The organism is Cellvibrio fibrivorans (assembly GCF_031457055.1).
GTDB lineage: Bacteria > Pseudomonadota > Gammaproteobacteria > Pseudomonadales > Cellvibrionaceae > Cellvibrio > Cellvibrio fibrivorans.
This window is the reverse complement of the sequence record NZ_JAVDVX010000002.1, coordinates 747,777-761,653: the sequence shown is the minus strand read 5'-3', so window position 1 is coordinate 761,653 and position 13,877 is coordinate 747,777. Positions and strand designations below refer to the sequence as shown.

The window sequence follows — 13,877 nt, the reverse complement described above, 5'->3', positions numbered from 1 at the left end:
AAATATGCTAGCGCGAAATAGAATGGACATCAACAAGCATCTTGCTGACTTTTGATGGAGACTCGCAGTGAAAGTATTGATCGCGGTTAAACATGCCATTGATTACAACGTAAAACCCAATATCCATACCGAAACCGGGCAGGTAGAGCTCGCCCAAGTGAAAAAGGCGATCAACCCGTTTGATGAGATCTCACTGGAAGAAGCGGTGCGCTTAAAAGAGCGCGGGCAGGTGAGTGAGATCATTGCGGTATCAATTGGTGGTGCTGAGGCTAAAGACAGCTTGCGCCATGCCTACGCTTTGGGCGCTGATCGCGCCCTCTTGATCGAAACTGACGCGCAACTACAACCCCTTGCGGTAGCCAAACTATTAAAAGCGATAGTTGCTCGCGAGCAACCACAACTTATCTTCCTCGGTAAACAAGCGGTCGGTGAGGATTACGGCCAAACCGGGCAGATGCTCGCGGCATTACTCGGTGTAGGTGTGGGTACTTTTGCATCAACGATTCAGCTTAATGACGATCACGTTGTAGTGACACGTGAAGTGGATAAAGGAACGCAAACCCTCTCGGTAAAACTACCAGCAGTTGTTACATCGGATTTACGTTTGAATGAGCCGCGCTTTATCAAATTACCCAATCTGATGATGGCCAAGAAAAAAGCGATTGAAACTATCTCGGTGAGCGAGTTGGATGTTGATCTCGTGCCACGCTTTAGTGTCATTAGCTCGCGTGAGCCACAACAAAAACCCGGCGCAATCCAATTGGCCAATGTGCAGGAATTGGTTGCGAAATTGCGTCAAGCGGAGGTGTTGCAATGAGTGTATTAGTGTTGGCAGAACGCGAAGGTAAACAATTAAAGCCATCTACCTATCAAGCGGTGACCGCCGCTGCGGCCTGGCAATTGCCGATAGATTTATTAGTGTATGGCGATGATGTGGAAGCTGTTGCAGCAGAAGCAAAACAATTGGCTGGTGTGCGCCGTGTACTGACTGCACAAGCAGGGCACTTACTGCATCCGCTGGTGGAAGATGTGCAGGAATTGGTTTTAAGCATTGCTAAGCAATACACTCACATCCTGAGTGCACACAGTGTGCTGGGTAAAAGTGTGGTGCCGGGCATTGCTGCACGTTTGGATATCGCACCCATCACCGATGTTATTGAAATTAAAGCTCCCTCAACTTATGTGCGCCCCGGTTATGCGGGTAATATTTTATCCACCATTGAAAATCATGAGCCTGTGCAAATTATCACTGTGCGCGCTACTACATATCGTGCAATCACTCGCGGTGGTGATGCAGAAATTTTCACTATTGATGTGCCCCCAGCGCGTGGAATCAGTCAATGGATTAGCGAACAACTTACCCATTCTGAACGCCCTGAGTTAAATTCGGCGCGTGTTGTGATCGCTGGTGGCCGCAGTTTAGGCGAGGAATTCAATGCGTTGCTGGACCCTATCGCCGTGCAGTTAGATGCAGCAATCGGTGCAACTCGCGCGTGTGTTGATGCAGGATTTGCTGCTAATGATTTACAGGTGGGGCAGACGGGCACCATCATTGCGCCTGAGTTATACATCGCAGTTGGGATTTCCGGTGCAATGCAACACCTTGCTGGTATTAAAGACAGTAAAATAATTGTGGCGATTAATCACGACCCAGATGCTCCCATTTTTAAGCATGCTGATTATGGTTTGGTGGCAGATTTATTTACGGTCTTGCCTGAATTGAATTCGGCGTTACAACAAAGCTAACTATTCGATGGTAGGAATTTTTTAATGAGCGCATTTAATACGCAAAAGGTTTTGTCGGTTACTCACTGGAACGATAGTTTGTTTAGTTTTACTACAACCCGCGATGAATCATTTCGTTTTGAGAATGGCCAGTTTGTCATGATTGGTTTGCAGGTAAATGATAAGCCGCTGCTGCGAGCTTATAGTATCGCCAGTCCCAATTACGCCGAGCATTTGGAATTCTTTAGTATTAAAGTTCCCAATGGGCCGCTTACATCGCGCCTGCAAAATATTAAAGTGGGTGATGATATTTTGGTTGGGCGCAAGCCAACAGGGACATTGCTGTTGTCAGATTTAAAGCCCGGTAGGAATTTATACTTCTTATCAACGGGAACTGGTCTTGCTCCTTTTATTAGTCTGATTCAAGATCCGGAAGCCTACGATAAATTTGAAAAAATTATTCTTGTGCACGGCGTGCGCAAAGTGGACGACCTTGCTTATCGCGACTTCATCACCAAAGAATTACCGAACAATGAATTTTTAGGTGATGATGTAAAGCAAAAATTAATTTATTATCCGACTGTCACACGCGAAGCGTTTGAAAATGAAGGTCGGTTAACGGATTTGTTAGCCAATGGAAAATTGTTGGCGGATATTGGTTTGCCGCCGCTGAACCCGGAAACGGATCGCGCCATGCTTTGCGGTAGCCCGGGTATGTTGGATGATACCTGTGTGTTGTTGGATGGTGCAGGTTTGCAAGTGTCGCCGCGTATTGGTATTGCGGGTGATTATGTTATAGAGCGTGCGTTTGTGGAAAAGTAATTTTCTCTATCTTCTTTGATAAAAATAAATCCGGAAGATAATGATATGTTTTCCGGATTTTTTATTCTTCACTTCTTCACTTCTTCACTTCTTCACTTCTTCACTTCTTCACTTCTTCACTTCTTCACTTCTTCACTTCTTCACTTCTTCACTTCTTCACTTCTTTATTCTCTTTTTTCTACTTTTTATTGGCTTTACTCCTCGTTTACCGCAATTTTGATTTTTTGTGTTTTTCTATTTACGCAGTTTTTACGCGAAAAATATTTTATGGGAAATTTATTTCACGTTTACGGCTTGTTAACGATGTAAAAAATTAAACGTAATACACTGATTAAAAGTTAAGGAAATAATTTTTATATATCGCTTTTTATTGGTGTAAAAAATCCGTTTAACAGGCGTTAATTCGACGTTAATTTCCCGTAAAGAAAATATCTGGTTTTATAGCTTAAACGGTATAGAAGTAAATATTGTAGATCTCTAACTTTAAAGATGTATTGGTTATGACTTATAACGCAAATAAAACGGTTTTAGAAAAATCCAGCGGATTAATCTTTGTTGCACTCTTTCATGCGGTCATCATCTATGGACTTGCAGTGGGCTTGGGGCATGATCCAATGAAGCTGGTTAAGCAGCAAATTGATGCAAAAATTATTGAAGATGAAGCGCCGCCAGAAGAGGAGGCGCCACCGCCACCTCCGCCGGATTTTGTACCTCCACCACCGGATTTTGTGCCGCCCCCGGATATTGATTTTGCACCGGATGTAGCACCTGCGAATGCCAACGCGATTACTGTTTCTACCAAGCCCGTAGAAGTAAAAGCTACGCCAGCACGTTCACCGAAAAAAGGTCTGAGCAAGCCACCTTACCCATCGGGATCGCAGCGTTTGGGGGAGGAAGGTGTAGTCGGTTTGGCGCTTTATCTCGGTGAAGACGGCAAAGTTATGGATGGAAAAATTGATAAGTCCAGTGGTTTTGAGCGCTTGGATGCATCAGCACTGAAGCACGCAATACGCGCTTGGAAATTTGAGCCTTGCACTAAATCGAACCAACCGGTTGCTTGTTGGCATCGCATTAATTTCCGTTTCAAACTCGATCAAAAATAGTGAACGCATGGCGCTGCATTAAATGCGGTCGCCAATAAGTTTAAAAGTAATCCAAATAGCCATCGTTTATTTACATTGGGGTTTTTAAAAATGAAAACAAAATTCTCTACATCCATTGTTTTACAACTAGTGCTGTTATTGGGGGCACCCCTGTACGTGACAGCAGTTTATGCGCAAGACACAACAACCGATGTCTCTGTCACTGTAGCTCCTGTCGATACCAGCGTTCAGCCCGGGGATGCAGCAGCGGAAGCAACAGCAATTGATGCCAGCATGGTGACACCTGAACAAGCAACCGATGGAGCTGCCCGTATTGACACCAGTTCGGTAGCAACATCCGACGCGGCTGCCAATGCCGCGACAACCGCAGAGGCGGCCACGGCAGAAGCGCACAGCCAATATGGTTTGGGTGCGCTCTGGGCGCAGGGCGATGTTATTGCGCGCGGCACGTTGATTATTATGATTCTGATGTCGGCTGCAACCTGGTACGTGCTGGTAACCAAATTAATTCAGCAACAGGGTTTGCTGTCGCAAGCAAAAGCCAGCCGCAAATTCTGGGAAGCCAAAGAAATGGCTGAGGGTTTGAATACCTATAAATCCGATAGCGCATTTCGTGCAGTGGCAGAAGACGGAATCCTCGCGGTGAAACAACACAACTCCCGTAACGGTGAAAAAATTGAATTGTCTGAATGGCTTGCCCTGCAATTACAGCGTTCGGTTGAGCGTGTAAGTAGCCAACTTCAAAACGGTTTATCACTGCTGGCAACTGTCGGTTCATGTTCACCGTTCGTGGGTTTGTTTGGAACTGTATGGGGTATTTACCACGCCTTGATCGCGATTGGTTTGGCCGGTCAAGCAAGTATCGACAAAGTGGCTGGCCCTGTGGGTGAGGCTTTGATTATGACGGCGATTGGTTTGGCGGTCGCGGTACCTGCAGTGCTGGGTTACAACTGGTTGGTGCGCCGCAATAAAGTGATTGTCGATTCATTGCGTAACTTCGCAGCCGATATGCACGCAAACCTCGCGATGGGTGTGCGCGGCGGACAAAATAACCAAGCCTGATGTCACGTTTATTCGCGCCTGCATGCTGCGGGCGCGAATAAATAACTGGCTATCAATACTGACTGTGAAGTGAGAATTATATGGGCATGAATATTTCGTCCGGCGATGAAGAGCAGCTCAATTCAACGATCAATACCACACCCTTGGTCGATGTGATGTTGGTGATGTTGATTATCTTTTTAATCACGATTCCCGTAGTGATTAAAACGGTACAAGTTGATCTGCCGAATGTGTCCAATACGCCGACACAAACCAAACCTGAAAATATTGTGATCGCTGTTACTAAAGAGGGTGAATATTTTTGGAATGAAGCACGCGTTGCAGATAAAGCGGCGCTGTTAGTTAAATTGAAAACCATCTCTGTTATGCATCCGCAACCAGAGGTGCATATTCGCGGCGATTTGAATGGTCGTTATGAACATGTTGGCCGCCTGGTTTTATATTGCCAGCGCGCGGGTATTAGCAAAATAGGTTTTATCACTATACCAACGCGTTAATCACATACTTTAAAGAGGTTTAAGCCATGGGCATGAATATTGGCAATGGTGGTAATGACGACGTTATGGTGGAGATGAATACCACTCCACTGATTGACGTGATGTTGGTGTTGATTGTGATGCTAATCATTACCTTACCCGTTCAGACACATGCAGTAAAAATGGATATGCCGGTAACAAATTCACCACCACCGACCGAGCTGCCGGTGGTGATCAATATTGAAGTCGATTTCGATGGAACCATGCGTTGGGATGGCAGCGTGATTCGCAATGGCGAAATGTTAAAAAATTACATGCTTCATGCCGCCAATATGGAACCAAAACCAGAGGTTCATTTAAAGCCGCATAAGCTCGCCAAGTATGATGTGGTTGCAAAAATACTTGCCACTGCGCAGCGTTTGGGGTTGACCAATATTGGTATTGTCGGCAATGAAAAACTGGAATAAACATTTTCTTCCACTTTTATTGCCTAAAAATCACATCGTTAAAAATGGTTAAAGTTATGAATCCAACAACAAAAATGATTCGTCTTTTACGTGTTGCTGTGCTGGGCGTTTGTTCCTGTGTAGCAATTGCCCCGCTGGTTAGCCACCACGCATTTGCCGCCAAGGCGGCAGAAACTCAACAAGTCAGTGCCAAGGTGGGCAAGCCGTTAAAAAAAGCGCGCGAGTTTATGGATGCAAAACAATGGAAAGAAGCGCTCGCCAAAACTAAAGAAGTAGCAGCGATGCCAGGGAAAAATCCGGCTGAAGAAGCGATTGTCAATGAGATGCTCGCGTACTGCATGATGAACCTGAAAGATTATGCCGGCGCAGTCGGTGTGTACGAAACCATGTTGACGGCCGGGCAGTTTAAAGAGGAAGAGATTCCCAAACGCCTATTGACCATGTCGCAAATTTATTTTGCACTGAAAAATTATCCAAAATCCATCCAATATGGTGAGCGCTATTTAAAAGAAGCAGGCGCAGATTTGGAAGTCTTGCGTCAGGTTTCGCAAGCTTATTATTTGCAAAATGATTTCGCACATGCAGGTGAGTATGTGCAACGTTTGATCGATGCCGCGAAAAAACAAGGCAAGCCAGTTGAAGAAGATTGGCTGAAATTGTTGATGAGCACGCAGCATAAACAAAACAAAAAAGTAGAGGTAGTAGCTACCCTTGAACGTTTGCTTGCCACATATCCGAACGATCAATATTGGTCAGATATGTTTACCTATTTATTGCAAGGTTCATCGTTTAGCGATGGTGAAAATATTATCTATTTGCGGTTAGTCCAACAGGCCAATTTGTTGCAAGCCAATGAATATGTGGAATTGGCAGAATTATCACTGGCAATAACAAATCCTGGTGAGGCCAAAGCTGTTTTAGAGGAGGGCTTTACTAAAGGTGTGCTGGGCAAAGATGAATCCAAAGATCGCGATTTGAAATTATTGGCGATGGCAAGAAACCAGGCTGCCGAGGACTTAACCCTGCTGCCTTCAATTGAAAAAGAAGCAGCCGCTAAACCAACCGGCGAAGCATTGGTGAAAGTGGGAGACGCCTATTTGGGGCACGGCAAATATGAAAATGCGATTCCGGCGTTTACGAATGGGCTGGCAAAAGGCGGAGTCAAAAATAAGGATGAGGCCAGTATTAATCTGGGCATTTCGTATCTGCGTTTGAACAAATCTGCTGAAGCAATCAAGGCATTCAATTCAGTTCCTACTTCATCGAAACTGGCTCTTATGTCGCGCCTCTGGGTAATTCAGGCGGGCAAAAGCCAATAAGTTGTTGTAGTAAGTGCGGTTAATCCCCCCATTTCACCCGTACGGACGCGGGTCAAGTGGGTTTTTTCTGTTTGCAGCGCTGTAATGTGCTGTTATTCCTTCTTGTTGGTTGTGTGTGTTTAGATGCCAGTGTGTTGTCGCCCTGGCTATTGAGTTCAATGCCTGCGGTAGTTTTTCAGCCTGAGGTATTGATGCATGTCGCCGCTTCCCAACAAAACCCGCCTGTACGAAGCCTTAGGACAGATAGTGGTGTCGTTCAAAACCTTGGAGCAGGGCGTTGATGGCCTTATTTTGGCCTGCATGAAATCGCCAGCAACCGAGGGCAAGACCATTCTTATTGACCAGATACCCTTCGCGCACCGGGTCAGTAGCGTGAGCGAGCTGGTTAGGGAATTGCACCGTGAATATGAGCTGGGTGCATTGAATCAAACCTTAGCTGCGTTAGTGGAGCGCTGTGTTAGCTGTGAGCAGCAACGCAATAATTGGATTCGCTCTTACTGGGTGCCGGAAGTAGAAAGTGCTGTAGGTACAGTGATGCGCTTGCGGCGCTCAGGTGACACCTATGGTGTGAGATTGGAGCCAGTTGATATCGTTGAGTTGGAAAATTTTATTGTGGTACTGAATGCGACAGTTGCCTATCTATACGGATTCCATCAAAAACTTGCTGTTAATTTCAAACGTATTGAGGGCGTTCAACATCACGAGATTTTTTTAAAAACACCCAGGCTTTTAGATGGCCTGGGTGGTAGTAATTGATAGTCGGAAAAATTACTTTTCAACATTCGCTGCATGTAACCCGCATTCTTTTTTCGTGGCTTCTTCCCACCACCAGCGACCTTCACGCTCGTGCTGCCCAGGCGCAACCGGACGCGTGCAAGGCTCGCAGCCGATGGAAACAAAACCGCGCTCGTGCAATTCGTTGTAAGGCACTTCGCACATGCGGATGTAATCCCAGACTTCTTTGGATGACCAATTAGATAGCGGATTAAATTTCGTGAGTTTTCCGCCGGGGCGTGCGAATAATTTATCGTCTTGAATAACCGGAATTTCGGCGCGGGTCGGGCTTTGGTCCTTGCGTTGACCGGTGATCCAGGCATCCACAGTCAGCAATTTTTTGCGCAGTGGCTCAATCTTGCGGATGCCACAGCATTCTTTGTGGTCATCTTCATAAAAACTGAACAGGCCTTTCTCCTGCACTAGTGCGCGCACTGCTTCGCCATCGGGTGAAATCACATCAATCTTGATGCCGTAATGCTTGCGTACTTTTTCGATAAAACGATAAGTCTCTGCATGCAAGCGGCCAGTATCGAGACAAAAAACTTGTACATCCGGGCGATAGTTGCGGGCCATTTCGATCAGCGCCACGTCTTCCGCACCGCTAAAGGAAATAGCAATATTGTCGAATTGGCTGAGCGCATACTTGATGATCTTTTGCGGGCTTTCCTGTTGCAGCTTGGCGTCGAGGTCGATGAGGTTTATCTGGTTGTCGGTCATGTTGGCTACTCACGGTCATTCGTTCTGGGTAGGTTCTAGGTATGGGTGGCAGGATACCAGAGGAGGGCATGCCAGCCCAAGCAATCCGGCCGGTTTGGGTTTGCTTTAGCCGGTTAAAACGGGTAGATTGCCGCCACTCTTTTGGGCTTATTAGTCTATTTATTAACCGTTTTGGAGGTTGTTGTGGAATTAGCATGTCTTGATCTGGAAGGTGTACTTGTCCCGGAAATCTGGATCGAATTCGCGAAAGTTACCGGCATTGAAGAACTCAAAGCCACCACCCGCGATATTCCTGATTACGATGTATTGATGAAGCAACGCATTCGCATCCTGGAACAACACAAGCTCGGCTTGAAAGAAATTCAGGATGTCATCGCAACCCTTAAACCACTCGATGGCGCTGTTGAATTTGTCGATTGGCTGCGCGAGCGCTTTCAGGTCATCATCCTGTCAGATACTTTTTATGAGTTCTCCCAACCGCTGATGCGCCAACTGGGTTTCCCAACCCTGTTATGCCATCGTTTGAATGTGGACGAGCGCGGTATGGTAGTGGGTTACACCCTGCGTCAACGCGATCCAAAGCGTCAGTCAGTATTGGCTTTGAAAACCCTTTACTACCGTGTAATTGCAGCAGGCGACTCCTACAACGACACCACTATGCTGGGCGAGGCAGACCAGGGCATCCTGTTCCACGCACCGCAAAACGTGATCGAACAATTCCCGCAATTCCCTGCGGTTCATACTTACGAAGACCTGAAGAAAGAGTTTATTAAAGCGAGCAATCGTGAGTTGAGTTTGTAATTCTTAGCACGAAAAAAATGCAAGCAATAAAAAAGGGTCGATTGTTCGACCCTTTTTTATTGGTAGTTAGATGCTCAATAAAAATCTGTTTTTCACCCTACCAAATCTTCACCCGCACTTTCTCATCGCGATACATCCCATCACCCGCTTTCACGTCATATACCTTATAAAACTCCGGCATATTCGACAGTGGTCCCAGTACGCGATACATACCGGGTGAGTGGGGGCCGTTGATGACTTGGCGGCGCAAAGCCTCATCGCGGTATTTGATTCGCCATACTTGCGCCCAGCCCATAAAGAAGCGCTGTTCAGCGGTAAAGCCATCAATAGTTTTGCCGGATTTTCCCGCGAGTGAATTTTTAAAAGCCCGATGGGCGAGGGTGACGCCGCCGAGGTCGGCAATGTTTTCGCCTAAACCCAAGGCGCCTTGCAGGTGCAAATCATCAATCGGGTTGAATGCGCTGTATTGATCGATCATTAATTGCGCGCGGGATTTAAATTGCGCAGCGTCTTGTTCAGTCCACCAATCGCGCAGATTGCCGTCGCCATCCGAGTGACGGCCTTGGTCGTCAAAGCCGTGGGTAAATTCGTGGCCGATGACCGCGCCAATTGCACCGTAGTTAACCGCATCATCCGCTTGCACATTAAAGAACGGTGGTTGCAGTATTGCAGCAGGGAACACAATCTCATTCATGCTCGCGTTGTAATAAGCGTTCACGGTTTGTGGTGTCATGCCCCATTCAGTGCGATCAACCGGTTTGCCCAGTTTTGCAACCGCGCGCTCGTGTTCGCATGCTGCTGTGCGGCGCAAATTAGCGATTAATTCTTTTGCATTGATATTAACGCACTCGTAGTCGCGCCATTTATCCGGATAGCCAATTTTGGTGGTGAATTTTGCAAGCTTTGCGCGCGCTTGTGTTTTGGTCTCCGGGCTCATCCATGTCAGTTCATCAATTGATTGGCCGTAAGCGATGCGCAGGTTTTCAATCAATTGATCCATGCGCGCCTTGGCATCTGGCTGAAAATGTTTATCCACGTATTTTTTGCCGACGAGAAAACCCAGTTGGGTATCGGCCAATTTCGCCGCGCGTTTTTCGCGGGGGCGCTGCTCTTGCACGCCGCTTAATGTCTTGCCATAAAAATCAAAATTGGCATCGACAAAGGCTTTGCTCAAATTACCTGCGTCGTTATTGATCAAATGGAATTTCAAATATTGTTGCCACTGAGCAACAGGAATTTGGGCTTGCAATTTGGCAAAGGCGTTAACGTAGGTGGGTTGGTTAATCACCACTGCGTCAATATTGCCTAACTGCGCCGCTGTGAAAAATGCGTTCCAATTCAAACCGGGCGCTTGTTTATTGAGTTCAACCAGCGTCATTTTGTTGTAGGTTGCTGTGCGGTCGCGATTTTGTACGCGGGTCCAATGCAGATTGGCGATTTTTTTCTCCAGCGCGACCACATCAGCGGCAGCTTTTTCTGGTTTAGGTATTCCGGCCAAACTCAATATTTTGGCAATGTAAGCCTGATATTTTCCGAGCAGTTCAACAGAGACCGCATCGTTTTTTAAATAGTATTCGCGATCAGGTAAGCCTAAGCCCGATTGATAAGCGCCCGTAATATATTGATCGGATTTTTTTTCATCCTGGTCGATATAAAGTTCAAGCGGAATGCCGATGCCATAGGCTTGCCACTCGCCCCAAAGCACAGCCAAGTCCGCGTGGGATTTCAGTTTATCGATTTGCGCCAGATTATCTTTTAGCGGTGTTAAACCCAATTGCTCGGCTAAGGTTTCATCTAAAAAGGATTTATACAAATCCGCAATTTTTTGCTCGTCAGATCCTGCGATCTGTTGGGTTGCCGCAAGTTCCTGGATTAACGCGCGCACATCATTTTCTGCATTTTCTGCCAATGAATCAAAACTGCCCCAGCGCGCTTTATCGGCAGGGATTTGCGTGTTGTCTACCCACTTGCCATTTACATAGCGGAAAAAATCCTGCTGCGGTGCAACGCTGGTATCCATACTGGCCAGATCAATACCTGAGCCAAGGGGCACGCCTGCTTGTGTTGTGGATGGATCTTTTTTGGGCGAGCTGTTATTGCTGCAAGAGCTAACCCCCAGCGCGAGCGAGATACCCAATGCAATTGCGGTCATTTTTTTCATTGCGGTTTCCTTTGAAGTTTATCTATCGTAGTCGCCTGATTGTTTTTAAAAATGAATAGAGTAAGTTTTCAACTTAGTAGAGCACACGTTTGAACATGCCCAGCGCCGTTTGGTAGCCCCATAATTGCAATTCAGCATCGTAGCGGTCGCCTTCATCGCGCATAAACGCGTGAACACCATTCACTTCGTGCCAGGTAAAGTTCACATTGCAGGCAACGAGATTGGCATACACTTTTGCGCGCCCTTCCGGTGGAATATGCGGATCTTGTTTGCCCCAGATCATTTGCAGTTCGCCTTTGATCTCGCTGGTGCGGGTCAAGCTTTCATTGCCGGGTTTTGATGGCGTTAAACCTGAATGGATATCGGTCGCGTAAAAACAACTGGTTGCACTGATGGCAGGATGAATTGCCGCGCGATAGGCCAATCCACCGCCTAAACAAAAGCCCATAGCGCCGATCTTGCCGGAGTAGTAGGGCAGGGTTTGCGCATAGTCGATCATCGCTTGCGTATCGGTATCGTGTGCCTCCAATGTTTTGGCGACTTTGTCGGCATTGCCTTTATCGCGGCCCGCATCGTCATAACCCAGTACAGTGCCGATTGGATTTAATTCATGGAACACTTCTGGAACAATGACGATAAAGCCATGGCCCGCCATAATTTGTGCGCTGCGGCGAATCGGTGACGTTTGTTGGAAAATTTCAGAGTAGAGAATAATGGCGGGAAATTTTTTACCGGCAGTTTCAGCGGTGTCTTTCGGGTGATACAGATAGCAACGCATGATGCCAGTTGGGGTGTTGAGGTCAACCTGGTGATTCTGAATAAGCACGTTTCTCTCCTCTAAATTAATTGTTGCTCGAAATTGACTGTTGCTCGAAATTGATTGTTACCCGAAATGATTTGTTAATAAATAATTAAATGCCTGTTCCAAATTCCCGCTCAAGTGTATCCATCAGCACTTTTACTTTGGCGATGGACTCGCGGTATTCCTGATCAGTTTCCGAGTCGGCGATTATGCCACCACCACCCCAGCAGTGAATCTTATCGCCATCGCACACCAGTGTGCGGATCGTGATGCTGGTATCCATTTGGCCATCGGCACTGATGTAACCCAGGCTGCCGCAATATAGCGAGCGACGGGTGGGTTCCAGTTCTTCGATAATTTCCATGGCGCGGATTTTCGGCGCGCCGGTAATACTGCCACCGGGGAAGGCATCGCGCAGCACATCAATTGCACTCGCATTCGCTTTTAATTCCCCCGTCACAGTACTTACCAAATGATGGACATTGGCAAAGGTCTGCAGTTCACAGAGCTTAGGTACGCGCACATTGGCGCAATGTTTACTTAAATCGTTGCGCAGCAGATCGACAATCATCACATTCTCAGCGCGATTCTTCTGGCTGTTTTGCAGCCATTGGGCATTGGCTGCATCTTCCTCAGGGGTGATGCCGCGTTTGATCGTACCCTTAATCGGTTTGGTTTCCACCTCACTGCCGCGCACCTGAATAAATCGCTCAGGCGATAAGCTCAGCACCGCGCCCGTTTCCAATTGCATAAAACCGGAGAAGGGCGAGGGCAGCGCATCGCGTAATACCAGGTAGGCGATAAGCGGATCACCGCTGAATTCCGCACTGAAGCGCTGGGCAAAATTCACCTGATAGCAATCTCCCGCGCGTATGTACTCCTGGATTTTTGCCAATGCATCGCGGTAGTCGTGTACATTAAGATTGCTCTTGAAGTCACTGATTTCAAATGATTTATCGCCACTCTTAAATACTTGCTTTAAGTCGTGGAACACTGGCTTTTCAGCCTGTGCCACACATAGCTGCTCAATTTCCAAAAAGTTATAAGCACCTTCAAGGGTTTGACTGAGCCCTTCATTGATCACCAACCAGCTCTGTTGCTGGCTGTGATCCTGCAGTATCGCCCAAGGGTAGATGCCGACCGACATGTCCGGAAGGGCAACATCATCCAGCGCAATGCTTGGAATAACTTCCAACCGGCGGCCAAGGTCATAACCAAAATAGCCGAGCGCGCCACCGATAAATGGGAGCGGGTGGTTTTGGGTTGGCAGATAAATTGGTAGCAATTGTTTGAGGAGATAAAAAGGATCTTGCGCGGATTCTTCAGCGCGTCCGCTGGCGTACTGAATCAAGGTGGTAGCACCGCGTGTCTGCAGTGAGCATTGAGGTGCGGCGGCGATAATATCGAAGCGGCCATAGCTACTGCCGGGGTGCCCTGAGTCTAACCAGATGGCATTGGGTAAATGGCGTACAACCGCAAACCAATGGGCCGAATCTGGTTGATAAACAAGCGGAATAATGCGTGGCTCTTGATAGGCAAATTCGTGCATGAAATCTCGTCGGGCAGTGCCGTTACGGGGGCTGTATTCTACCCCATCACGCATGGCCTGCGGCAAATAGACTTTGGTGCCAAGCCCGTTTAAGCT

General features: G+C 47.1%; 14 protein-coding genes. 10 read left to right on the top strand and 4 right to left on the bottom strand.

The window, feature by feature from the left end; genetic code table 11:
• Nucleotides 1-67: 67 nt before the first annotated feature.
• The 9 genes from J2X05_RS08135 (at nucleotide 68) to J2X05_RS08095 (ending at nucleotide 7,730) form a co-directional block, all read left to right on the top strand.
• Complete coding sequence (locus J2X05_RS08135) at nucleotides 68-817, top strand: electron transfer flavoprotein subunit beta/FixA family protein (RefSeq protein ID WP_310071058.1); 750 nt, start codon at nucleotides 68-70, stop codon at nucleotides 815-817.
• Nucleotides 814-1,746 (top strand): electron transfer flavoprotein subunit alpha/FixB family protein, encoded by a 933-nt coding sequence (locus tag J2X05_RS08130; RefSeq protein WP_310071056.1) that lies wholly within the window; start codon nucleotides 814-816, stop codon nucleotides 1,744-1,746. The genes J2X05_RS08135 and J2X05_RS08130 overlap by 4 nt, the downstream gene beginning before the upstream one ends.
• Before the next feature lie 24 nt (nucleotides 1,747-1,770).
• A complete protein-coding gene (locus tag J2X05_RS08125) occupies nucleotides 1,771-2,547 on the top strand; it encodes a ferredoxin--NADP reductase (RefSeq protein WP_310071053.1) in 777 nt (258 codons plus the stop codon).
• A 500-nt stretch (nucleotides 2,548-3,047) separates the two neighbouring features.
• A complete protein-coding gene (locus J2X05_RS08120; RefSeq protein WP_310071050.1) occupies nucleotides 3,048-3,650 on the top strand; it encodes an energy transducer TonB in 603 nt (200 codons plus the stop codon).
• Between the two features lie 90 nt (nucleotides 3,651-3,740).
• Complete coding sequence (locus tag J2X05_RS08115) at nucleotides 3,741-4,712, top strand: MotA/TolQ/ExbB proton channel family protein (RefSeq protein ID WP_310071047.1); 972 nt, start codon at nucleotides 3,741-3,743, stop codon at nucleotides 4,710-4,712.
• A gap of 80 nt (nucleotides 4,713-4,792) precedes the next feature.
• The gene (locus J2X05_RS08110) at nucleotides 4,793-5,209 is read left to right on the top strand and encodes an ExbD/TolR family protein (RefSeq protein WP_310071045.1); all 417 of its coding nucleotides are present in this window, start codon (nucleotides 4,793-4,795) and stop codon (nucleotides 5,207-5,209) included.
• Nucleotides 5,210-5,235: 26 nt separating this feature from the next.
• Nucleotides 5,236-5,655 carry an ExbD/TolR family protein gene (locus J2X05_RS08105; protein ID WP_310071042.1) on the top strand — a complete coding sequence of 140 codons (420 nt, stop codon included), beginning with the start codon at nucleotides 5,236-5,238 and terminating at the stop codon, nucleotides 5,653-5,655.
• 56 nt (nucleotides 5,656-5,711) lie between these two features.
• On the top strand, nucleotides 5,712-6,974 hold the full coding sequence (locus tag J2X05_RS08100) for a tetratricopeptide repeat protein (protein WP_310071039.1): 1,263 nt from the start codon (nucleotides 5,712-5,714) through the stop codon (nucleotides 6,972-6,974).
• Nucleotides 6,975-7,169: 195 nt separating this feature from the next.
• On the top strand, nucleotides 7,170-7,730 hold the full coding sequence (locus J2X05_RS08095) for a hypothetical protein (protein WP_310071037.1): 561 nt from the start codon (nucleotides 7,170-7,172) through the stop codon (nucleotides 7,728-7,730).
• A 12-nt stretch (nucleotides 7,731-7,742) separates the two neighbouring features.
• Here J2X05_RS08095 and J2X05_RS08090 read toward each other — a convergent pair whose 3' ends face one another.
• Nucleotides 7,743-8,468, bottom strand: a complete 726-nt coding sequence (locus J2X05_RS08090) for a phosphoadenylyl-sulfate reductase (protein WP_310071035.1) — start codon at nucleotides 8,466-8,468, stop codon at nucleotides 7,743-7,745.
• A 183-nt stretch (nucleotides 8,469-8,651) separates the two neighbouring features.
• On the opposite strand from J2X05_RS08090, the gene thrH reads away from it, so the two are divergent.
• A complete protein-coding gene (gene thrH / locus J2X05_RS08085) occupies nucleotides 8,652-9,269 on the top strand; it encodes a bifunctional phosphoserine phosphatase/homoserine phosphotransferase ThrH (RefSeq protein ID WP_310071032.1) in 618 nt (205 codons plus the stop codon).
• A gap of 97 nt (nucleotides 9,270-9,366) precedes the next feature.
• On the opposite strand, the gene J2X05_RS08080 is transcribed toward thrH, so the two are convergent.
• The 3 genes from J2X05_RS08080 to pabB all read right to left on the bottom strand — a co-directional run bounded on the left by J2X05_RS08080 (nucleotide 9,367) and on the right by pabB (nucleotide 13,781).
• On the bottom strand, nucleotides 9,367-11,430 hold the full coding sequence (locus tag J2X05_RS08080) for a M13 family metallopeptidase (RefSeq protein ID WP_310071030.1): 2,064 nt from the start codon (nucleotides 11,428-11,430) through the stop codon (nucleotides 9,367-9,369).
• Nucleotides 11,431-11,503: 73 nt separating this feature from the next.
• Complete coding sequence (locus J2X05_RS08075; RefSeq protein WP_310071029.1) at nucleotides 11,504-12,256, bottom strand: dienelactone hydrolase family protein; 753 nt, start codon at nucleotides 12,254-12,256, stop codon at nucleotides 11,504-11,506.
• A gap of 85 nt (nucleotides 12,257-12,341) precedes the next feature.
• Nucleotides 12,342-13,781: an aminodeoxychorismate synthase component I gene (pabB, locus tag J2X05_RS08070; RefSeq protein ID WP_310071028.1), complete on the bottom strand. Its 1,440-nt coding sequence runs from the start codon at nucleotides 13,779-13,781 to the stop codon at nucleotides 12,342-12,344.
• Nucleotides 13,782-13,877 lie beyond the last annotated feature (96 nt).

What these genes read in the sequence shown, in the direction of transcription:
- J2X05_RS08130 (WP_310071056.1), top strand. Translation starts at nt 814, where the DNA reads ATGAGTGTATTAGTGTTGGCAGAACGCGAAGGTAAACAATTAAAGCCA.
- J2X05_RS08125 (WP_310071053.1), top strand. Translation starts at nt 1,771, where the DNA reads ATGAGCGCATTTAATACGCAAAAGGTTTTGTCGGTTACTCACTGGAAC.
- J2X05_RS08120 (WP_310071050.1), top strand. Translation starts at nt 3,048, where the DNA reads ATGACTTATAACGCAAATAAAACGGTTTTAGAAAAATCCAGCGGATTA.
- J2X05_RS08115 (WP_310071047.1), top strand. Translation starts at nt 3,741, where the DNA reads ATGAAAACAAAATTCTCTACATCCATTGTTTTACAACTAGTGCTGTTA.
- J2X05_RS08110 (WP_310071045.1), top strand. Translation starts at nt 4,793, where the DNA reads ATGGGCATGAATATTTCGTCCGGCGATGAAGAGCAGCTCAATTCAACG.
- J2X05_RS08105 (WP_310071042.1), top strand. Translation starts at nt 5,236, where the DNA reads ATGGGCATGAATATTGGCAATGGTGGTAATGACGACGTTATGGTGGAG.
- J2X05_RS08100 (WP_310071039.1), top strand. Translation starts at nt 5,712, where the DNA reads ATGAATCCAACAACAAAAATGATTCGTCTTTTACGTGTTGCTGTGCTG.
- J2X05_RS08095 (WP_310071037.1), top strand. Translation starts at nt 7,170, where the DNA reads ATGTCGCCGCTTCCCAACAAAACCCGCCTGTACGAAGCCTTAGGACAG.
- J2X05_RS08090 (WP_310071035.1), bottom strand. Translation starts at nt 8,468, where the DNA reads ATGACCGACAACCAGATAAACCTCATCGACCTCGACGCCAAGCTGCAA.
- J2X05_RS08080 (WP_310071030.1), bottom strand. Translation starts at nt 11,430, where the DNA reads ATGAAAAAAATGACCGCAATTGCATTGGGTATCTCGCTCGCGCTGGGG.
- pabB (WP_310071028.1), bottom strand. Translation starts at nt 13,781, where the DNA reads ATGCACGAATTTGCCTATCAAGAGCCACGCATTATTCCGCTTGTTTAT.